Origin of the sequence: Enterobacter sp. HG048, assembly GCF_024702055.1 — a bacterium.
Classification (GTDB): domain Bacteria; phylum Pseudomonadota; class Gammaproteobacteria; order Enterobacterales; family Enterobacteriaceae; genus Enterobacter; species Enterobacter dykesii.
Genome location: NZ_JANLIZ010000025.1, coordinates 1 through 19368 on the forward strand (window position 1 = coordinate 1; position 19368 = coordinate 19368).

The following is a 19368-nucleotide window of genomic DNA, read 5'->3' on the forward strand; positions in this document are numbered from 1 at the left end:
AAAACACCGTGGTCTGCGCCCTGCAAAACGGCGTGGAGCAAAAAGCCCAGCTTGAGCCGTGGGTTAACGGCGCGACGGTGCTGCCGTCGGTGGTCTGGTTCCCGGCCCAGCGCGAGCCGGATGCCTCCGTGTGGCTGCGCGCCAAACCGCGCCTGACGCTGCCGGACGTGCCGCAGGCGCTGCGGGTGGTGGAGGCGCTTCGCGGTACGCGATGTGCGGTTGAGCTTTCGGCTGATTTCGCCACCGTCGCGTGGCGCAAGCTGCTGCAAAACGCGGCCGCCGGGCTGATGGTGCTTTCTAACCGCCGCGCCGGGATGTTCAGGCGCGAGGATATCAGCGAGCTTGCGCTGGCCTACCTGCGCGAGGGGCTTACCGTCGCCCGCGCCGAAGGGGCGAAGCTGGACGATGACGTAGCGCAGGAAATTCTTGCGAACTTCCAGCGTGCGCCTGAGGACCTGGGCACCTCGATCCTGGCCGACCGTCAGGCCGATCGCCCGATGGAGTGGGATATCCGCAACGGGGTGATCCAACGCTACGGCCGCAAGCACGGGATTGCGGTGCCCATCAGCGACGTGGTGGTGCCTCTGCTGGCGGCGGGGAGCGAGGGGCCGGGCTAACGGCCGCTGTTTTTCCGTTCGGCAAAGTAATGGGCGGGCGTGCTGCCCATCGATTTTCGGAACATGGTGATAAACGCATTCACGGATTCGTATCCGAGCGTTGTCGCCACGTTCTGGACGGGCACGCCGCTGGCCAGCTCCCGCAGGGCAATAATCAAATGCAGCTGCTGACGCCAGCGCCCGAAGCTCAGCCCGGTCTCGCGCTGCATCAGGCGGGCAAACGAGCGCTCGCTGAGGGCCAGCCGTTTCGCCCACTCCTTCAGGGTGCTTCTGTCCTCAGGTCGGCTGACCAGCGCGTCCGCCATGGCGCGAATTTTCGGATCGGCTGAGACCGGCAGGCTCAGCTTCTGCTGCGGCATGCTGGCGAGCTCGTCAAGCGTGACCCGGGTCAGCCTGGCGACGTGGCCGTCCGGGGAATAATCCACGCCTTCGCGCGTCAGACGATCGACCAGCTCCTTAATCAGCGGCGAGATCGCCAGCGTGCAGCATTTTTCCGGCAGCGCCGCCGCGCCGGGCTCAATAAACAGATAGTTGAGATGCGCGTTCCAGGTCGCTTTGGCGCTGTGCGGGATCCCGCCGGGGATCCAGACGGCGCAGTCCGGCGGCACGATCCAGATATCATTCTCCGCGTAACAGCTAACCGCGCCGTATCGGGCAATAATCAGCTGGCCCTTGCGGTGGGTATGCACCGGCACTTCCGCGGCGTAGTCCACGAAGTCCAGATGACGCGCCACTGCCGGGCTGGCGGTAGAGTCGGGGTCATACAGCGTAGTAGCAGGTTGAGGTTTCACGATTCTGGCAACATTTAGGTATTTTTTGACAGAATAGAGTATTTAAGCGGGTCTGCAAGCCGGTAATAATCCCGGCATGAAAAACATCCTATCTCATTCCGTTCGTCTCCCCGCCGCGCTGCGAAACGATGCGGGCGCGCTGATCTACTCTGCGAAGAGTTTTGCCGCGGCGATGCTGGCTTATTACATTGCGCTGTCGATCGGCCTCGAACGCCCCTCGTGGGCCATTATTACGGTTTACATCGTGTCGCAGACGTCGGTCGGAGCATCGCTGAGCAGAAGCCTTTACCGGCTGGCCGGTACCGTGGCGGGTGCCAGCGCGACCGTACTTATTGTGCCTGCCTTCGCGAATACGCCAGTCCTGTGCAGCGTGGTGCTGACGGGCTGGATCGTATTCTGCCTGTGGCTCTCCCTGCTGGAACGCACGCCCCGGGCTTACGCGTTTGTGCTGGCAGGCTACACCGCGAGCCTGATTGGTTTTCCCGCGGTGTCCGATCCCGGCGGCATCTTTAACGTCGCCATTGTCCGCGTGCAGGAGATCGCGATTGGGATTTTCTGCGCGGCGCTGATTCACCGCTACGTGCTGCCCGCGCGGGTATCGGGCCAGTTCAACGCTAAGCTATCCCAGACGCTACGGGCCGCGCGCGGGCGGGTGGCGGATACCTTAGCAGGCAAACCCGACGCGGCTTCCGGCCCCCTGCATCTGGCCCTGGCGCTGCAGTTCCTGCAGGGCATCAGCCACCATATTCCCTATGATTTTGCCCTCTCAGCCCCGGTGCGGCAGGCCAGAAAAGCGATTCACGACCGGCTGGCGCGGCTGGTTATCGTCAACTGTGAACTGCACGATCGCCTGCCAGCGATCGAAACCCTGCCCGCCGACGCGCAGGCGTTGATGGAGGACGTTCAGGCCTGGCTTGCCGCTGAAGGCGCTGGTGCCAGCAGCACGGCAGACGCGCTGCGGCTCCGCTGTGCGCTTCTCATCGATCGGTATGCCGCGCAGGCGCAGACGTTTGACGACGCGCTGCAGGTCAGCTTTATCCGCTACCTCTCGGAGGCGATCGCGCTTCTGCAGCAGTGCGAGCGTCTTTCCGGGGCCATCCACCATGCAAAACCCGTGTTTGGGAAGATGCAAACCCGCGCGGCAAAAGGCTACGTTTTCCACCGCGATCCTCTTACCGCAGCCCGCACGGCGCTGGGGGCTTTCGCCATCATCCTGAGCGGCTGTCTGGTCTGGATCTTCTCGGCGTGGCCGGATGGCGGTACGGCGGTTTCGATACTCGGCGTCTGCTGCACGCTGTTTGGCAGCTTCGACACCCCGGCGCCGCACATCGTGAAATACATCATCGGCTCATTCTGGGGCGTGGTCATTAGCATGTTCTACAGCTTTGCGCTGCTGCCGCTGGTGAGCGATTTCCCGGTGCTGGTGGCGGTGCTTGCCCCGGCGTATCTGCTGGCCGGGTCGCTTCAGGCGCGTCCGCCCACCACGTTTATGGCGATGGGCATCACCCTGACCTTGCCCATTCTGTGCGAGCTGGGGGCGCGCTACAGCGGAGACTTCGCCGTTGCGGCTAACACGGCCATTGCGCTCTTTGCCGCGACCGGCTTTGCCGTCATCAGCATGAGCCTGCTGCAAACCGTGCAGGCGGATGGCGCCATCACGCGTCTGCTGAACCTCTGCCAGCGCGACATTCGCCGCAGCGTGAAGGGCTCGCTGCGGATTGATGAAACGCACTGGATCAACCTGATGATGGACCGAACCGCCCTGTTGCTGCCGCGCCTGCAGCGCAGCGCGCGCGCGCCAGAACAGGCGCTCGATCGACTGTTACACGCGCTACGTCTGGGGCTGTCGGTCATGCATTTACGCCGCAGTGACGCGCCGTCCGGCAGGGAGGTTGACGCGCTTTTTCATCGGATAAACGCCGCGGACCGCCACGCCTTGCGCGAACGCATCGCTGCACTTATCGAACGTCATCTGCCAGCAGCAGATGAACATACGCGCCAGTTGGTCTTCAGGCTGGTGGATCTGCACTGTGCATTACGGGGGCCCGATCATGGTTAACGATCTCAATATCGGCGGGGTTTTTATTCCGGGGCTGCTGACGGTCGCCCTCGCGGCGCTGGTCTGCACGCTGGGCCTCGTCGCGCTTTTCTCGCTCAGCAGGCTCTACCGGCGCTTACCGTTTCGCCCGCTGATGGATGTTTCAACCTGGATTGTCACCTTTTTCCTGCTGATGCAGGGTCTGACCGCGTTGGGGTTATTGTCATGAAATCACTGCTCTCTTTACTGGCTCGCTATGCGCTGACCTTAAGCGCGGCTGTGGCGGCCACGCTTCTGGCCTTTATGATGTGGAAACACTACGCGCAAACGCCGTGGACCCGCGACGGCCGCGTGCGGGCGGACGTGGTGCAGATTGCGCCGGACGTCTCCGGGCCGGTCATCAGCGTAGCCGTGCGGGACAACCAGTGGGTGAACCGGGGCGATGTGCTTTACGTCATCGATCCGCGCTGGCTTAAGCTGGCGGTGGTCAGCGCGCAGGCTGATGTGGAATCGAAACGCCATGAGATGCTGATGCGCCAGGACGCGGCCCATCGCCGCACGCTGATTAAAAACGCCATCTCCAGCGAGGATTTGCAGCAAACCGGCAGCGCGGCGAACGTCGCGGCGGCCAATTATCACGGCGCGCTGGCCGCGCTGGATCTGGCAGAGCTGAATCTGGCGCACGCCACCGTGCGCGCGCCGGTGTCGGGGTACGTCACCCACCTGCGGCTTCGCCCCGGCGACTACGCGACGGCGGGGGAGACGAAGGTCGCCATCGTTGATGCCCACAGCTTCTGGATAGTGGGGTACTTTGAGGAGACCAAGCTGCGCCATATTCGCGTCGGGGATGCCGCGCAGGTGGTGCTGATGGGTTACGAGCCTGTCATCACGGGTCACGTGGAGAGCGTCGGGCATGGGATCGGGGACAGTAATGACGAAACGGGCGGGCTGGGCCTGCCCGACGTCGAGCCCACCTTTAGCTGGGTGCCCACCTTTAGCTGGGTGCGGCTGGCGCAGCGCGTGCCGGTGCGCATTCATATCGACAGATTGCCGGAGGGGGTTGAGCTGGTGGCGGGGCTGTCGGCGAGCGTGGAGGTGGGGCGGTAGATAAGGATTGAAGCGACTATTCCTCGCCTACAAACTTATCGGCTTCAGGAGAGTAATGCTGATAAACGCATGCGAGCTTATGCCCGTCAGGATCGCGCAGATAGGCAACATAAAAGTCGGGGCCGTAAGCGCTTCGCGTACCAGGCTCGCCTTCATTCGTTCCACCCGCAAGGAGGCCAGCTGCGTGGAACCGTCTGACAAGATCCGCGTTATCTGCACTGAATGCGAACATTGTCCCGTTTCCCGCCGTCGCGGGCTGCTGGTCAAAAGGAGGACAAATACAGAAGCTGAACCCCTCGCCGGAATTATTTTCATCTACCCACATTGCCCAGCTTTCAGTCCACGCCGGCAGACGCGAGTAGCCAAGAACGTTAAAAACAGCGTCATAAAAATTCACGGAGCGCTGAAAGTCGTTTGTACCTATAGTGATATAAGCCAGCATCTTATGACTCCCATCCTTCAATATTCGATTTAACAGCCTTCAGCGTCCTTTTACGGATCCAGCCGCTTCCCGCCCGTATTACCAGCCAGTAAGCCGACATTTTTAGCCGAGTGCGTCTGTCCGGACAAGAGATGAATGTTTCCGTAGCGAGCTCATGCTTGCCGGGCGTCAGCTCCGTTATCTTGTAGCGCAGCAACAGTTTCGCGCTGCCCGGCGCGGCTGGGGTCTGAAAAGCACTGGCATCCGGCACGTTTTCCAGACCGAAATCCGAACGCCAGAATTGTCCTCTTAAGCCGTAACAGATTTCTGATACTGAATTTTTCAAAAGGGTAAAACTGTGCAAACCAAAGTTTCCGATCGACTGTGGCTTCTGGTTGCGCAGAAATTTTTGCGGTATTTGACGCAATGACATTAATCGCCGAATCACGGCATCTTGCCGGACGTCAAAGCTGGCAATCATTGGCAGAATATTTTCAGGGTAGGGAGTGCGAATGATCGTTCGGTGTTTTTCATGAAACTGGAACTAGGGGGAGAAAAGCGGGAACATCCTGCCACTGAGCAAGCGCTTTGCGGGTAACGAATCCAGGGTTTAGCATCTCTCTTCCTTGTCTTCCCTTGCGTCCAGCCAGAGTAACAGATGGTGTGTCGCAGGCAATTACCAGGAAAAGAGAGGGCAACAGGGAAGTAAATGTAACGAGCCGGTTGGGTTAATAACGTTCGCTTCTTTGCGAATGGAGAAGCTCAGCGATTTCTTTGCGCTTTCTTGTTGCCCATTCAGGTTTGATAGAGAGCATTAAACTGTATTGCCTTCTGAAGTAAACCTCTCTAAATTCTCGTTCAGATGAATGGCTTGCTGCATAGGTTGAGGCCATCCCCGCCACGGCACTCTCCACAAACCAATACAGAATTTCATCGTCACTGAGCGTTACTTTTCGCTGTATTTGAAGGCCTCTTTCACTGACGATAAAATGATATTCTTTGCCATGAATTTCAAGATAGGGCGTTGCAACCCCATCGGGTTGGTCAGGGATAAAGAAGTAATGGTTTGGCCTTGTGCCTCCGCCTAACTGCTCACCTATTTTTAGAAGCTCGTTTCGTAGTTCTTCAATTGTTTTCATAAACAGCTCTTTGTTCTTGAATATAAACGACTCATCATCGCGGATTGGGTACAAAGCGCCTGCTCTCGATCACTTCCCCACAAACGCACTCACCGGCAAACCAAAACGTTTTGCCAGCGCACGCATATGATCCAGCGTTAACGTGCGCTGTCCGTTGAGGATTCGACTCACCAGAGACTTCTTGCCAATTTCGTTCTCGAAGTCGCTCTGAGTGAGTTGGTACTGATCCATCAGCGTTCGCAATAACGCAACGCCTGACGGAATGCTGGCAACACGCGCGTTAAATTCCGCAAACTCCGGAGACTCGTTTTCGTATTTATCGATTTTGGTGGTGAGCATCTCTACCAGCGGGCTATCGGGTTCATGTTCGATCAGATACTCCACCAGCGCCAGCGCATCTTCGTAATCTTCTCGCGACGGGCTTGAGCCCAGGAAAGGGAGCGCGTTTGTCAGGTCGTTTGCCGCTTTGATGGCTGCTGCATAATTCATTCTTTCATTCTCCGGTAGAGGTCCGTGAGCTTGTCATACTCTGCGTGAGTGCTGATGTGTTTGATGAAAATTGTTCCTAGCTCAAAATCAGTAAAAAACATCACTCTTAAATGCCCGCCACCCACATTAATGACCCACCATTTCTCCCGGTACTTCATCCTGTCCAGGCTGGGGAAGCGCTTTCGCATGTCGTCTGGTGACAGGTAATGCTCCTTTTTTAGTACCCGGTAAAGATCGTCCAGGGCGAGTGCTTGATTAGGAAATTGTCTGGTGGCTGCGTCGAAAGGTGCTCTTGAGACTACGTGCATCCTTGCCCCTTGTTTCCAGACTGGAAACATTATGGGTGACGGTTGGTGGGTTGACAATGTGGAAACTTTGATGGAGTACAGTGTTCATATGCTCGTGATGATGGCGGTCATTTAATTAGTGTGAACACTGTATGAGGTGGCTGTGAAAAAAATGTCCGCTTTGTGCCAACAGCAGACATTGGCTTACCAGGAAAGTTGCCGTGATGTGTTTTCATCTACGCTGGTTACATTAGAATAGCTTCGTTGAAAACGAGAGAACCGGAGTGAAAATGTTTGCTGATTTTGGTGTCGTGAATTTCTGGACGTACCTGCTTGGTGCAACGCTGATAGTCCTTGTACCTGGCCCTGAAACCATGTTCGTGATTAAAACGAGCATTACCAGCGGCATCAAGCGGGGCTTTGCTGCAATATTTTCCATTCTGGTGAGCGACGTTATTCTGGTTCTGCTGGCATGGTGTGGGCTGGCGGCGGTCATAAGCTCAACTCCTGCCTTGTTTAACGCCATCAAGTACGCAGGCGCTGCTTATCTTTTCTATCTCGGTGTCCAGACAATACGCGCTATCTTCAAGCCAGCTGTCGAAACGAGTGAGGAAAAGAAAGCTTCAGCTGATGCCGGGGGGATCATCGGACGCGGAATGTTGGTTACGCTATTGAATCCAAAGACGCTGCTGTTCTATATCTCTTTCTTCGCCCAGTTCATTAATGTTCAGGCTGAACACTCCTGGATGGCTTTTATCATTCTGGCAGCAGTAATGTTCGCAATTACTCTCGTTTATTTCGGCTTTCTCGTTTTCTGCGGCTCTTATCTGCTCAGCCGTCTTAAAGGCAACCGTAGGTTATCTGCCATAGGAAATGCGCTGGTAGGGATGTTCTTCATTGGATTTGCAGCACGTCTCGCAAGCGCAACTTCTTGACTTGATAGCTTAACCGCCGTGAGGCGGTTTTTTTTATGTTCTTTTGATGGATAGGCCGTCTGCTATTCGCTCTTAACGGACATTCCACAAACAACTCTGTACTTTGAGTAAGGCCGAAATCCTGCTTCTTACCTCGCAGAATTCCGGCCTTCAGTCACCCGCCTCAGTGCGCCTGGATATAAGGCTCCTTCACAAACTCCGCCAATAACCAGACCATATCATGCAGCAGCCCGGTGAGTTCTTTCGCCACGCTCGCAGGCAACGTCCCGCCCATCACTGCCAACGTTAACGCTACGGCATAGTCCACCTGCAACGTCGTCTCTTGCCAGCAGTCGGGCACGCAGGAAGCAATCTTTTCCCCCGCAATCAGTTGTTCAACCAGATGCGAAGGCAGCTCGGCATCGCAGCACTCCCGCAGTCGCTTCAGCGCAGCCAGCAATCGCGTACAGAGCGTGGCAAACGTCACCGCGTCGTCAGTTTCCACCAGCACGCTTACATACGCAGTGCAGGCGTCAGCCAGTTCGAAGAGATTCGCAGAATCGGGAAGTTGCAGGTGGATAAGGTGATAAACAGCGCTTTCTTCAGTAAGCGCGTAAGAAAATCCAGGGATAGTAGCCATAAGGCATCCTCTTTATGCAAAAAAATATTAACCGCCCGATGAGTTCCTACGCTCAGAGGGGGTAGCGCTGACGGAGGTAGGAATGCCGTGCATAAAGAAAAACGGCCAGCCTTTCGGCTGCTCCGCCAGCGCCACCGTGATTCTAACGGGATATGCGCTGTCGCGACAAAAAATATCGCTTTATGCTAACGGGTTCCTACGCCCGGTTACGGATGTGCCGCAACGCAGGCACTTTACGGCGGCGAAAAATGGAAGGAAAGGAATAACCCTGAATTACATAAGGTTGATTGAAAGTTTGCGAGGCGGCTTCCAGAAGGGCACTGCCGGGTGGCGGCTACTCCTTCACGCAGACCTTTTCATTTTGAGCAACCCTTCTAATAACGCCTGCGTCGCGCGGGAGGATTTGCCCGCCTGCGAACAAACCAGCCCAAACTCCCGGCACAGCGAAGGTGCTACGGGCACGACGCACAAGCCGCGTAATTCATCCGGCAGAGCGGATTCAGGTATCAGCGCGACGCCCATGCCTTCGCGCACCAGCAGGCAGGCGCTGATCCAGTCGCGGACGGTCACCCGCACGTCAGACAGCTGCAAGCCAGCCTGTTCCATCAGGCTTTTTCCATTGACGGCGCAACCGCCGGTTGCGAGCACGAAGGGCTGGTCTGCCAGTTCCTCAAGGGGGATACCCCGCAAACGCGCATAGCGAGCCTGACGGTGACTGGCTGGCAGCACCGCGACCCACGCATCCTGCCCTAAGATCGCTTCAGCACGCCCGGGAACAGGGTTCATGACCACGCCCAGATCAACCGTATCTGCCGCCAGCCACTCTTCGACCTCCTGGTCCGTACCTTCCAGTACGACCACCTCGATTTCAGGATGCAGGCGCTTAAAGTCGCGCAGCAGTCCGGGTAAAAATGTGGATGTCACCGAAGGAAAACTGGCAAGACGAATGCGCCCGCCGCTCAGCCCCCGGCTCTCATCCGCCAGTGCACGGATGGCGTCCAGCCGCGCCAGCATACTCCTTGCCTCTTTGACAACCCGCTCGCCCAGGGCAGTCACGCCGATGTGGCGTCGCTCTCGCGTGAATACCGCAAATCCTAAAGAGGCCTCTAACTGAGCGATCGCCTGGCTGGCGCCCGACTGCGTCATGCCGACCTCTTCAGCGGCACGGGAAATATTACTGGCATCGGCCACTGCAACCAGCAAGCGCCAGTGTAAAAGATTCATCATGGATATCAGTAGCTCAGCTAATAGCTATTTTATGAATCATTAATTTTACAGTGAGAATGGCTTTAAGCACAGTGTATGTAAATCACATAACCGCTTTAACGGAGAGATCATGAAACTTTATTACGCCCCGGACACCTGTTCACTCTCACCCCATATCGTGCTGCGCGAACTGGCGATTGAGTTTGATCTGGTAAAAGTGGACAACAGGAGCAAGATTACCGCTGACGGGCGCGACTTCCTGACCATCAACCCTAAAGGTTATGTCGCTGCGCTTGAACTGGATGACGGGAAAATCCTGACCGAGGGGCCAGCCATTTTGCAGTACCTGGCAGATCTCAAGCCAGAAAGTGGGCTGGCACCGCGAGCAGACAGCTGGGAGCGAGTGCGGCTTCAGGAATGGCTAAACTTTATCACCAGCGAAATACACGCGGGATCGGCACCTCTTTTTAATCGCGTGCTGCCCGAAGAGGCCAAATCGATTTTTCGTGAGAAGCTGTTCAGGCGGTTCGATTTTCTTCAGGAAACGCTCTCCACAAGCGCTTATCTGGCGGGAGCGTCATTCAGCGTGGCGGATGCCTATCTTTTCACCGTGCTGGGATGGTGCTCGTTCTTCTCAATTGAACTCAACGACTGGCCCGCGCTAGTGGCGTACAGGGAAAAAATCAGCGCCCGTCCCGCGGTGCAGGCGGCATTACGTGCGGAGGCGAAAGACTAGGTCTGCGTATTCCGCCGCAGGTATTCATGCCTGAAGCAGGAGGCAAATGAGGATGAGGAGCCAGGATGCGTTAGCATACTGTCACTCTGCATCTGATTGCCTGGCGCTTTTCACGGCATCCTGCTTCCCCGGATTGCATTGCTGTTTTGTTCCTGGAAGATAAAATTTTCCCGACGCGTCCGGATCTGTTCCGCCCGGACAACCTGCGCGGCCCGGAGCTGAGACGGTGCCATCCGAACCGTTTCCTCCATCAGAACCGTTTCCGCCATCCCCACCATTACCGCCATCGGCAGCATTTACAGCGAATGCGCCGAGTATGAGCAAAAATGCAATAACTCGTGTAGTCATCAAAACCTCCATTGTTCAGGGTATTTCAAGGCATCTTGCCAGCATGGATTATTCAGCATCTCTCTTCCTTGTCATCCCTTGAGTGCAGCCAGAGTAACAGATGGTTTGCGGCAGACAATTACCAGGAAAACGTAGTACCGAAGCGTGCATCAGTAAGACCTTTACCGTTCCAGGATCCCGTGATTTGACAACTAAGGCTGACTTGCCGGGTGGCGGCAACGCCTTACCCGGCCAATAAACCAGCAGCGCTGCGCCGTCACCCCTCGATCATCATCATCAAAAACCGCTTCACCGTCCGCGAGCGTTCAAAGCGCCGCCAGCAGAGCGCGATATCGGTATAAAGCTCCGGCGAGCTCAGCGAGTGATAGGTGACATTCGGCGGTGAAATGGCCGCCATGGATTTGGGCACCAGCGCGAACCCGCCGCCAGCGGAAACCATGCTCAGGGAGGAGGAAAGCTGCGACGACTGCAGCGCGTGCTGCACGTCAATCCCGGCCCGTTCGCAGCAGCCGTGAACCCGTTCGTACAGCCCCGGCGCGACCTCCTGCGGGAACAGCACCACCGGCGTATCCCGAAGCTGCTCTAACGCCAGCGAATCGCACGCCGCCAGCGGATGATCGCGATGCAGCGCAACCACCATCGGCTCCCGGTCGAGGATTTTTAACTCGAACGCCTTGCTGCTCTCGCACGGCAGGCGCACGAAGGCGATATCTAGCTCACCCTCCGCCAGCATCGTCGTCAGCGACGACATATTGGCTTCCACCTGGTGAACCTGAACCGCCATGTTCTGCACCTGAAACTGGCGGATCAGCGCGAAAATTTTGGGATGAAAAGCGTCGGAGCTGGTGATGCCAATCGACAGGTTGCCGTTCAGCCCGCGCGCGATGCCGCGGGCTTTTTCCAGCGCGGCGTCGCTCAGCGCCAGAATTTTGCAGGCGTCCTCGTAGAAGGCTTCTCCCGCCTCGGTCAGCTCCACGCCCCGCGTCAGGCGTCTGAACAGCGGCGTGCCGACTTCCTCTTCGAGCCGTTTGATCTGCTGACTCAGAGGAGGCTGTGAAATACCCAGCGCTTCGGCCGCCCTGGTGAAGTGTCGCTCGCGTGCAACCGCGACAAAATACCGCAGATAACGAAGTTCCATATCTAAAACGTCTCAAACCAGCATGGTTTCTATATTGGAACTCTCTGCTGAATCGGGTCAACATTTATTTAACCTTTCTAAATAAAGTTGAAGAGGACGAGCACGATGATGCATTCATCTGCCTGCGACTGTGAGGCCAGCCTGTGCGAGACCCTGCGTGGGTTCTCCGCCCAGCATCCTGACAGCGTGATCTATCAGACATCGCTAATGAGCGCCCTGCTAAGCGGCGTGTACGAAGGAGAGACCACCATCGCCGATCTGCTGGCACACGGTGATTTTGGTCTGGGCACCTTCAACGAGCTGGACGGCGAAATGATTGCCTTCAGCAGCCAGGTGTACCAGCTGCGCGCCGACGGCAGCGCCCGGGCCGCGAAGCCTGAGCAGAAAACGCCGTTTGCGGTGATGACCTGGTTCCAGCCGCAGTACCGCAAAACCTTCGATGCGCCGGTCAGCCGTCAGCAGATCCACGACGTCATCGACCAGCAGATCCCCTCCGACAACCTGTTCTGCGCGCTGCGCATCGACGGCAACTTCCGCCACGCCCACACCCGCACGGTGCCGCGCCAGAAGCCGCCGTACCGCGCGATGACCGACGTGCTGGACGACCAGCCGGTGTTCCGCTTTAACCAGCGCGAAGGGGTGCTGGTCGGGTTCCGCACGCCGCAGCACATGCAGGGCATTAACGTGGCCGGCTATCACGAGCATTTCATCACCGACGACCGTCAGGGCGGGGGCCATCTGCTCGACTACCAGCTGGAGAGCGGCGTGCTCACCTTTGGGGAAATCCACAAGCTGATGATTGACCTGCCCGCCGACAGCGCGTTTTTACGGGCCAACCTTCACCCCAGCAATCTTGATGCAGCGATCCGTTCCGTCGAAAACTAACAGGAGAACTACCGTGAACAGTGAGAAACAGTCACGTCAGTGGGCGCACGGCGCCGATATGGTTGTCGGTCAGCTGGAAGCGCAGGGCGTGAAGCAGGTGTTCGGGATCCCGGGTGCGAAAATCGACAAAGTTTTTGACTCTCTGCTGGACTCCTCCATCGAGATTATTCCCGTCCGCCACGAGGCGAACGCGGCGTTTATGGCGGCGGCGGTAGGGAGGCTGACCGGCAAGGCTGGGGTAGCTTTGGTGACCTCCGGGCCGGGCTGTTCCAACCTGATCACCGGTATCGCCACCGCCAACAGCGAAGGCGACCCGGTCGTGGCGCTGGGCGGGGCGGTGAAGCGGGCGGATAAAGCCAAGCTGGTGCACCAGAGCATGGACACCGTCGCCATGTTCAGCCCGGTCACCAAATACGCCGTGGAGGTCAGCTCACCGGACGCGATTGCCGAGGTGGTATCGAACGCGTTTCGCGCCGCCGAGCACGGCAGGCCGGGGGGCGCGTTCGTCAGCCTGCCGCAGGATATCGTCGACCAGCCCGCGACGGGGGCGATTTTGCCCGCCAGCGGCCCGGCGCTGATGGGCCCGGCACCGGAGTCGGCCATCAACGACGTGGCGAAGCTTATCGAAACCGCCAAAAATCCGGTCATTTTACTCGGCCTGATGGCCAGCCAGCCCGCGAACAGCGCCGCGCTGCGCAAGCTGCTGGAGAAAAGCCGTATTCCGGTCACCAGCACCTATCAGGCCGCCGGGGCGGTGAACCAGGAGCACTTCACCCGCTTCGCCGGACGCGTCGGCCTGTTCAATAACCAGGCGGGCGACCGGCTGCTGCATCTGGCGGACCTGATTATCTGCATCGGCTACAGCCCGGTGGAGTACGAGCCGTCCATGTGGAATAGCGGCGACGCGACGCTGGTGCATATCGATGTGCTGCCCGCCTATGAAGAGCGTAACTACGTGCCGGATCTGGAGCTTGTGGGGGACATCGCCGAAACGCTGAACCTGCTCGCTAACCGCATCGATCGTAAGCTCGAACTGAGCCAGCGGGCCTCCGAAATTCTGGTCGATCGCCAGCACCAGCGGGATTTGCTCGATCGCCGCGGCGCCTCGCTTAACCAGTTTGCCCTGCACCCGCTGCGCATCGTGCGCGCCATGCAGGACATTGTGAATAACGACGTGACGCTCACCGTTGATATGGGCAGCTTCCACATCTGGATCGCCCGCTACCTCTACAGCTTCCGGGCGCGTCAGGTGATGATCTCCAACGGTCAGCAGACCATGGGCGTCGCGCTGCCGTGGGCGATCGGCGCATGGCTGGTGAACCCGGGCCGCAAGGTGGTTTCGGTCTCCGGTGACGGCGGCTTCCTGCAGTCGAGCATGGAGCTGGAAACCGCGGTGCGCCTCAATGCCAACGTGCTGCACATCATCTGGGTGGATAACGGCTACAACATGGTGGCGATTCAGGAAGAGAAAAAATACCAGCGCCTTTCCGGCGTCGAGTTCGGCCCGGTCGATTTCAAAGTTTATGCCGACGCCTTTGGCGCGAAAGGCTTTGCCGTGGAGAGCGCCGACGCGCTGGAACCCACGCTGCGTGCGGCGATGGATGTGGATGGCCCGGCCGTGGTGGCCATTCCCGTCGACTACAGCGATAACCCGCTGCTGATGGGCCAGCTCCATCTCAGCCAGATTTTGTGACTCAATATAAGGACAGATAAATGCAAAAAGTTGCTCTCGTAACCGGCTCAGGCCAGGGGATTGGTAAAGCGATCGCGCTTCGCCTGGTGAAAGATGGCTTTGCCGTCGCCATCGCCGACTATAACGTTGAGACGGCAAGAGCCGTCGCCGATGAAATCATCCGTAACGGCGGCAACGCCGTGGCCGTGAAGGTCGATGTCTCTGACCGCGAACAGGTATTCGCAGCGGTGGAGAAAGCGCGCACCGCGCTGGGCGGCTTTAACGTTATCGTGAATAACGCCGGGATTGCGCCGTCCACCCCCATCGAATCCATCACGCCTGAGATTGTTGACAAGGTCTACAACATCAACGTGAAAGGGGTGATCTGGGGGATCCAGGCCGCGATTGACGCGTTTCGCAAAGAGGGGCACGGCGGCAAGATCATCAACGCCTGCTCCCAGGCGGGCCACACCGGCAACCCGGAGCTGGCGGTCTACAGTTCCAGCAAGTTCGCGGTGCGCGGCTTAACGCAGACCGCCGCGCGGGATCTTGCTCCGCTGGGGATCACCGTTAACGCCTACTGCCCGGGCATCGTCAAAACGCCGATGTGGGCGGAGATCGACCGTCAGGTCTCCGAGGCGGCGGGTAAACCGCTCGGCTACGGGACCGAAACCTTTGCCAAACGCATCACGCTTGGCCGTTTGTCCGAGCCGGAAGATGTGGCCGCCTGCGTCTCATACCTGGCAGGCCCGGATTCCGACTACATGACCGGCCAATCTCTGCTCATCGATGGTGGGATGGTGTTTAATTAAATTCTAATAAGCTCTGACATGAGTTTTCCCCTGCACCCGTGCAGGGGCTTTTTTTTGTCTCCTCATCCATTGTGCATTACACTGCGCGCTGCAAAACTTTAGTCATTACGATCTGACAGGCGGTAACAGCGATGAACGGTACAATCACAACGTGGTTTAAAGATAAAGGCTTTGGATTTATCAAAGATGAAAACGGCGACAACCGCTATTTTCATGTGATTAAGGTCGCGAATCCCGATCTGATTAAAAAAGATGCCGCGGTGACCTTCGAGCCGACCACCAACAACAAAGGCCTTTCCGCCTATGCGGTGAAGGTGATCCCTGAAAGCAAACATCTCTTTATTGCGGGCGAGCGCGTGAAGCTCACCTCGATCAAATCCTTCGTGGTGTTTAACGAAGAAGAGCCGGTTGATGCCAAAATCGACAAAGAGAACGCGGTGCTGTCGGTGGGGCTGCTGATGAACAGCATCAAGCCGAAATCCGAGAAAAAGCCGGGCGAAATGCGCACGGTGAAGAAGCTGGCGATCACCACCTTCCAGAATACGACGCTGATCTTCACCGAAGATGAGATCGACATCGACGCCACGGTGAAGCTGCTGAAGTGATTTTTTTTTGCCGGGCGGCGGCGACGCCTTACCCGGCCTACGAAAAACCATCAACGCGGCACGAAACGTAGGCCCGGTAAGCGCAGCGCCACCGGGCACCGCCGCGCGCACTTACCCCATCCTGTGCTCACCCCGTAACATCGCCTCGCGGTCAAACACCCTCTGGATCTCCCCGTGCGCCATAAACGCCGCCCGGTCGGACATATGCGCAATCACGTCCGCGTCGTGGCTCACCAGCAGGTAGGTCATGCCGTGCTCGGCCTTCAGGCGGTTGAGCAGGTTCAGAATTTCCGCTTGCACCGACATATCCAGCGCCGAGGTTGGCTCGTCCAGCAGCAGAAGCTGCGGGCGCAGCAGCAGCGCACGTGCAATCGCCACGCGCTGGCGCTGGCCGCCGGAAAGCTGGTGCGGATAACGCCTGCCCGCGTCGGCGAAAAGCCCCACCTGCTGCAGCGCATCCGCCACCTTTTCCGCAACCTGCGTTTCGCCGTGGATGTTTAACGGCTCCGACAGGGTGCGCGCAACGGTGTGGTTTGGGTGCAGCGACGCCCACGGATCCTGAAACACCATCTGCACGTTGCGGCGAAGCTCGCCTTCAAAACGCCGTCCTGGCCGTAGCGCCTCTCCCAGGATCGAAATGCGGCCGTTCCACTCGCGCTGCAGCCCCGCCAGCACGCGCAGAATAGTCGATTTCCCGCAGCCGGATTCGCCGATCAGGCTGAAGGTTTCACCTTTCTCGATGCCAAAGCTGGCGGCGGACACCGCCGTTTTCTCCCCGAATCTCACCTGGAGATCGTTAACCTCAACGAGCGCCATTATCGGCCTCCTTCCACGGCTGCGAGCGATCGAGCGTCGGCAGCATCTGTCCATAAGTATGGGCGTCTGGACGACAGGTCCACAGGGTTCGCGTGTACGGATGCGTCGCCTGCGGAAGCCGGTTCGCCGCCATCTCATCGACCTTTTCGCCCTGATACATCACCAGCACGCGGTCGCAGTGTTCCGCCACCAGCGGCAGATCGTGGCTGATGAGCAGCATCGCCATCTGGCGTTCTTCGCTCTGCTGCACCAGCAGCTCGAGGATCTGATTGCGCAGGCGGGCGTCCAGCGCGGAGGTGGGTTCGTCGGCAATCAGCACCTGGGGGTTGTTGATCAGCGCAATGGCAATCATCACCCGCTGGCCCATGCCCCCGGAGAGTTCGCCGGGGTAGCGCGTGAGGACATGTCCGTTGAGCCCAACGGCGCGGATGATGTCGTGAATGCGCGCCCTGCGCTCGGCGCGGGGGAGGCGCTGGTGTAGGGTGAGCGCTTCATCGAGCTGAGCGGCGACGTTTTGCGCCGGATTCAGCGCGTAGCGCGGGTCCTGCAGGACCATCGCAATCCCGTTGCCGCGCAGCGCCTGCCAGCGGCGGGTGCTCAGGGTCAGCAGGTCGTTGCCGAGAACGTTAAGCCGGTTCGCGCTCACGATGCCGGGCTTACGCACCAGCCCCATCAGGGCGCGGGCGGACATTGATTTGCCCGAGCCGGATTCCCCCACCAGCGCCAGCCGCTCGTTGCCCAGCGTGAAGCTGAGATTGTTGACCACGCGCGCGGCGGGGTAGTCGATATTCAGCGCATCGACGATGACGCGTTGTTCAGTCATGCTGCGGCTCCAGTACGTCGCGCAGGCCGTCGCCCAGCAGGTTAAAGGCGAGGCTTGCAAACAGAATCGCCCCGCCCGGAATGGCGGCTATCCACCACTGGTCGAAAATCACCTGCATACCGTCGGCGATCATCGCGCCCCATTCGGCCATTGGAGGACGGGCGCCAAGACCGAGGAAGCCCAGCCCGGCGGCCGCCAGAATAATGCCCGCCAGATCCAGCGCCAGCCGCACAATCGCGGACGGCAGGCACAGGGGCAGAATATGGCCGACCAGCAGGCGCGGGCCGCGAATGCCCATCATCCCGGCGGCGGCGAGGTAGTCGCTGTGGCGCAGACGTTGGATCTCGCTCCGCGCCTGCCGCGCGTAGGCAGGCCAGGTGGTTAAGGCCAGCGCCAGCGCGCCGTTGACCAGCCCCGGGCCAAGCATCGCCACAAACGCGAAGGCGAGGATCAGACGCGGCATCGACATTACCACGTCGGTAAAACGCATCAGGATGCGCTCCAGCCAGCCGCCGTAGTAGCCGGACAAAATCCCCACCAGCAGCCCGGCGGGCAGGGTGATTACGGTAACTAACGCCACCAGCCCGAGCGCCGGGCGGGTACCGTAAATCAGGCGCGAAAGCAGGTCGCGCCCGTAGCTGTCGGTGCCCAGCCAGTGCTGGCCGTTCGGTGCCTGCAGGCGCGCGGCGGCGTCCTGCCAGTTCGGGTCAAGCGGTGCCAGCCACGGCGCGAACAGGGCGATAACCACCAGCAGCGCGATGGCTACCAGCCCGCAAAATGCGGCAGGGGAGCGGCGCAGGCGGCGTAAGAAGAGATAAAACGGCATCAGCGCACCCTGGGATCTGTCGCCCGCACAAGCAGGTCGGTAAGGTTATTAATGAGTACAAAGCAGACGCCAATCAGCAGCGTGCCGCCCATGACGGCGGTGGTGTCTCCGGCGAACAGGGCGGTGGTGAGATAGCGCCCGATCCCCGGCCAGGAGAAGACGGTTTCGGTTAATACCGCGCCTTCCAGCATGCTGGTGTAGGCGAGGGCGATTACCGTCATCAGGGTACCGCGAATGTTCGGCAGCACGTGGCGCAGCAGAATGGTCATCTCCCCGGCGCCCTTGGCGCGGGCAAGCAGAATGTACTCTTTGTTCATTTCGCTCAGGCAGGCGGATCGCGTCAGGCGGGTGATGCTCGCCAGCGAGTAATAGGCCAGCAGCAGCACCGGCAGCACCAGGTGGCTGAGGGCGTTGCGGAACGCCTCGCGATCGCCGGAAAGCCAGGTATCCACCAGCGCAAAGCCGGTGCGCGGCTCGACGGTGAACTGCCAGATATCGTCCAGCCTGCCGGGACCCGCGCTCCACTGCAGCTTCGCGTAGAACAGGGCCAGCATCAGCAGGCCGAGCCAGAAAATCGGTACCGAGTTGCCGAGCAGGGTTAGCGTTCTGATGGCGAGATCGAGCGGCGAACCGGCGTAGCGGGCGCACAGCACTCCGGCAATCACGCCGAGCACGGCGCCGATGATTAACGCCAGCGTGGCCAGCTCCAGCGTGGCGGGGAACGCGTGCAGCAGGTCCTGCAGCACCGGCTGCCCGGTGGCGCTGGCGGTGCCTAAATCACCGTGGGCAAGGTTTTGCAGGTAGTGCCAGAACTGCACGGGCAAGGGACGATCCAGCCCAAGCTGGTGGCGAACCTGATCGTAGGTTGACTGGCTGGCGCGATCGCCGACGATCTGCAGCACGCGATCGACAGGTGAAAACGCCGAGAGCGCAAACGTGACGAGCAGCAGCCCGAAGAGCGTGAGCAGCAGGGTCAGCAGACCCTGAAGCACGCGGGTGGAAAGATGTGGCATGGGAAATCTCTTCATGCCGGGTGGCGGCTTCGCCTTACCCGGCCT

General features: G+C 59.0%; 24 protein-coding genes and 1 pseudogene. 10 read left to right on the forward strand and 15 right to left on the reverse strand.

The window, feature by feature from the left end; all coding sequences use genetic code 11:
* Positions 1-617, forward strand: a 617-nt coding sequence (locus NUX24_RS20685) for an oxidoreductase (protein WP_257833827.1), incomplete at its 5' end; no start/stop codon positions are given.
* Here the strand turns inward: NUX24_RS20685 and NUX24_RS20690 are convergent.
* Complete coding sequence (locus NUX24_RS20690; RefSeq protein WP_126329058.1) at positions 614-1408, reverse strand: helix-turn-helix domain-containing protein; 795 nt, start codon at positions 1406-1408, stop codon at positions 614-616. The two genes, NUX24_RS20685 and NUX24_RS20690, sit on opposite strands and share 4 nt — an antisense overlap.
* Before the next feature lie 76 nt (positions 1409-1484).
* Between NUX24_RS20690 and NUX24_RS20695 the strand changes: the two genes are divergently transcribed.
* Genes NUX24_RS20695 through NUX24_RS20705 form a run of 3 tightly spaced genes read left to right on the forward strand, consistent with a single transcriptional unit; the run spans position 1485 to position 4553 of the window.
* Positions 1485-3467 carry an FUSC family protein gene (locus tag NUX24_RS20695; RefSeq protein WP_257833830.1) on the forward strand — a complete coding sequence of 661 codons (1983 nt, stop codon included), beginning with the start codon at positions 1485-1487 and terminating at the stop codon, positions 3465-3467.
* Positions 3460-3675, forward strand: coding sequence for a DUF1656 domain-containing protein (locus NUX24_RS20700; RefSeq protein WP_047650509.1), 216 nt, complete (start codon positions 3460-3462; stop codon positions 3673-3675). The genes NUX24_RS20695 and NUX24_RS20700 overlap by 8 nt, the downstream gene beginning before the upstream one ends.
* A complete protein-coding gene (locus NUX24_RS20705; protein ID WP_257833833.1) occupies positions 3672-4553 on the forward strand; it encodes an HlyD family secretion protein in 882 nt (293 codons plus the stop codon). Before NUX24_RS20700 ends, NUX24_RS20705 begins: the two co-directional genes overlap by 4 nt.
* A gap of 16 nt (positions 4554-4569) precedes the next feature.
* Here the strand turns inward: NUX24_RS20705 and NUX24_RS20710 are convergent, their stop codons facing one another.
* From NUX24_RS20710 to NUX24_RS20730, 5 genes and pseudogenes are all read right to left on the reverse strand, one after another.
* Positions 4570-4995 (reverse strand): VOC family protein, encoded by a 426-nt coding sequence (locus tag NUX24_RS20710; RefSeq protein WP_257833834.1) that lies wholly within the window; start codon positions 4993-4995, stop codon positions 4570-4572.
* Between the two features lies 1 nt (position 4996).
* Positions 4997-5591 (reverse strand): annotated as a pseudogene (locus NUX24_RS20715) (hypothetical protein).
* Between the two features lie 111 nt (positions 5592-5702).
* Complete coding sequence (locus NUX24_RS20720) at positions 5703-6113, reverse strand: immunity 63 family protein (RefSeq protein ID WP_257833836.1); 411 nt, start codon at positions 6111-6113, stop codon at positions 5703-5705.
* Between the two features lie 69 nt (positions 6114-6182).
* Positions 6183-6602 carry a type II toxin-antitoxin system HigA family antitoxin gene (locus tag NUX24_RS20725; protein ID WP_047650512.1) on the reverse strand — a complete coding sequence of 140 codons (420 nt, stop codon included), beginning with the start codon at positions 6600-6602 and terminating at the stop codon, positions 6183-6185.
* Positions 6599-6910: a type II toxin-antitoxin system HigB family toxin gene (locus tag NUX24_RS20730; protein ID WP_257833839.1), complete on the reverse strand. Its 312-nt coding sequence runs from the start codon at positions 6908-6910 to the stop codon at positions 6599-6601. The genes NUX24_RS20725 and NUX24_RS20730 overlap by 4 nt, the downstream gene beginning before the upstream one ends.
* Before the next feature lie 269 nt (positions 6911-7179).
* On the opposite strand from NUX24_RS20730, the gene leuE reads away from it, so the two are divergent.
* A complete protein-coding gene (gene leuE / locus NUX24_RS20735) occupies positions 7180-7824 on the forward strand; it encodes a leucine efflux protein LeuE (RefSeq protein ID WP_257833841.1) in 645 nt (214 codons plus the stop codon).
* A 163-nt stretch (positions 7825-7987) separates the two neighbouring features.
* Here the strand turns inward: leuE and NUX24_RS20740 are convergent, their stop codons facing one another.
* The 3 genes from NUX24_RS20740 to NUX24_RS20750 form a co-directional block, all read right to left on the reverse strand.
* Entirely contained in the window at positions 7988-8443 is a 456-nt protein-coding gene (locus NUX24_RS20740) for a hypothetical protein (protein WP_149323813.1), read from the reverse strand.
* A gap of 27 nt (positions 8444-8470) precedes the next feature.
* Entirely contained in the window at positions 8471-8578 is a 108-nt protein-coding gene (locus NUX24_RS21945; RefSeq protein ID WP_223603752.1) for an ash family protein, read from the reverse strand.
* A 207-nt stretch (positions 8579-8785) separates the two neighbouring features.
* Positions 8786-9670 (reverse strand): LysR family transcriptional regulator, encoded by an 885-nt coding sequence (locus tag NUX24_RS20750; protein WP_257833843.1) that lies wholly within the window; start codon positions 9668-9670, stop codon positions 8786-8788.
* A 109-nt stretch (positions 9671-9779) separates the two neighbouring features.
* Here NUX24_RS20750 and gstA point away from each other — a divergent pair, with 109 nt between their 5' ends.
* Entirely contained in the window at positions 9780-10385 is a 606-nt protein-coding gene (gene gstA, locus NUX24_RS20755) for a glutathione transferase GstA (protein ID WP_257833845.1), read from the forward strand.
* 81 nt (positions 10386-10466) lie between these two features.
* Here the strand turns inward: gstA and NUX24_RS20760 are convergent, their stop codons facing one another.
* Positions 10467-10733, reverse strand: coding sequence for a hypothetical protein (locus NUX24_RS20760; protein WP_072015502.1), 267 nt, complete (start codon positions 10731-10733; stop codon positions 10467-10469).
* Between the two features lie 256 nt (positions 10734-10989).
* Complete coding sequence (locus NUX24_RS20765; RefSeq protein ID WP_257833848.1) at positions 10990-11871, reverse strand: LysR family transcriptional regulator; 882 nt, start codon at positions 11869-11871, stop codon at positions 10990-10992.
* 105 nt (positions 11872-11976) lie between these two features.
* On the opposite strand from NUX24_RS20765, the gene budA reads away from it, so the two are divergent.
* The 4 genes from budA to NUX24_RS20785 all read left to right on the forward strand — a co-directional run bounded on the left by budA (position 11977) and on the right by NUX24_RS20785 (position 15845).
* On the forward strand, positions 11977-12756 hold the full coding sequence (gene budA, locus NUX24_RS20770) for an acetolactate decarboxylase (protein ID WP_047650518.1): 780 nt from the start codon (positions 11977-11979) through the stop codon (positions 12754-12756).
* Positions 12728-14449, forward strand: coding sequence for an acetolactate synthase AlsS (gene alsS, locus NUX24_RS20775; RefSeq protein WP_276518063.1), 1722 nt, complete (start codon positions 12728-12730; stop codon positions 14447-14449). The genes budA and alsS overlap by 29 nt, the downstream gene beginning before the upstream one ends.
* Positions 14450-14469: 20 nt before the next feature.
* Entirely contained in the window at positions 14470-15240 is a 771-nt protein-coding gene (locus NUX24_RS20780) for a (S)-acetoin forming diacetyl reductase (RefSeq protein ID WP_045402003.1), read from the forward strand.
* A 131-nt stretch (positions 15241-15371) separates the two neighbouring features.
* Positions 15372-15845 (forward strand): cold-shock protein, encoded by a 474-nt coding sequence (locus NUX24_RS20785; protein ID WP_126329047.1) that lies wholly within the window; start codon positions 15372-15374, stop codon positions 15843-15845.
* Between the two features lie 111 nt (positions 15846-15956).
* On the opposite strand, the gene NUX24_RS20790 is transcribed toward NUX24_RS20785, so the two are convergent.
* From NUX24_RS20790 to NUX24_RS20805, 4 genes are read right to left on the reverse strand one after another with little or no spacing between them, the layout of a single operon-like run.
* The gene (locus NUX24_RS20790) at positions 15957-16661 is read right to left on the reverse strand and encodes an ABC transporter ATP-binding protein (protein ID WP_214576175.1); all 705 of its coding nucleotides are present in this window, start codon (positions 16659-16661) and stop codon (positions 15957-15959) included.
* Positions 16648-17484 carry an ABC transporter ATP-binding protein gene (locus NUX24_RS20795; protein WP_257833854.1) on the reverse strand — a complete coding sequence of 279 codons (837 nt, stop codon included), beginning with the start codon at positions 17482-17484 and terminating at the stop codon, positions 16648-16650. Before NUX24_RS20795 ends, NUX24_RS20790 begins: the two co-directional genes overlap by 14 nt.
* A complete protein-coding gene (locus NUX24_RS20800) occupies positions 17477-18310 on the reverse strand; it encodes an ABC transporter permease (RefSeq protein WP_257833856.1) in 834 nt (277 codons plus the stop codon). Before NUX24_RS20800 ends, NUX24_RS20795 begins: the two co-directional genes overlap by 8 nt.
* Positions 18310-19323 (reverse strand): ABC transporter permease, encoded by a 1014-nt coding sequence (locus tag NUX24_RS20805; protein WP_257833858.1) that lies wholly within the window; start codon positions 19321-19323, stop codon positions 18310-18312. Before NUX24_RS20805 ends, NUX24_RS20800 begins: the two co-directional genes overlap by 1 nt.
* Positions 19324-19368 lie beyond the last annotated feature (45 nt).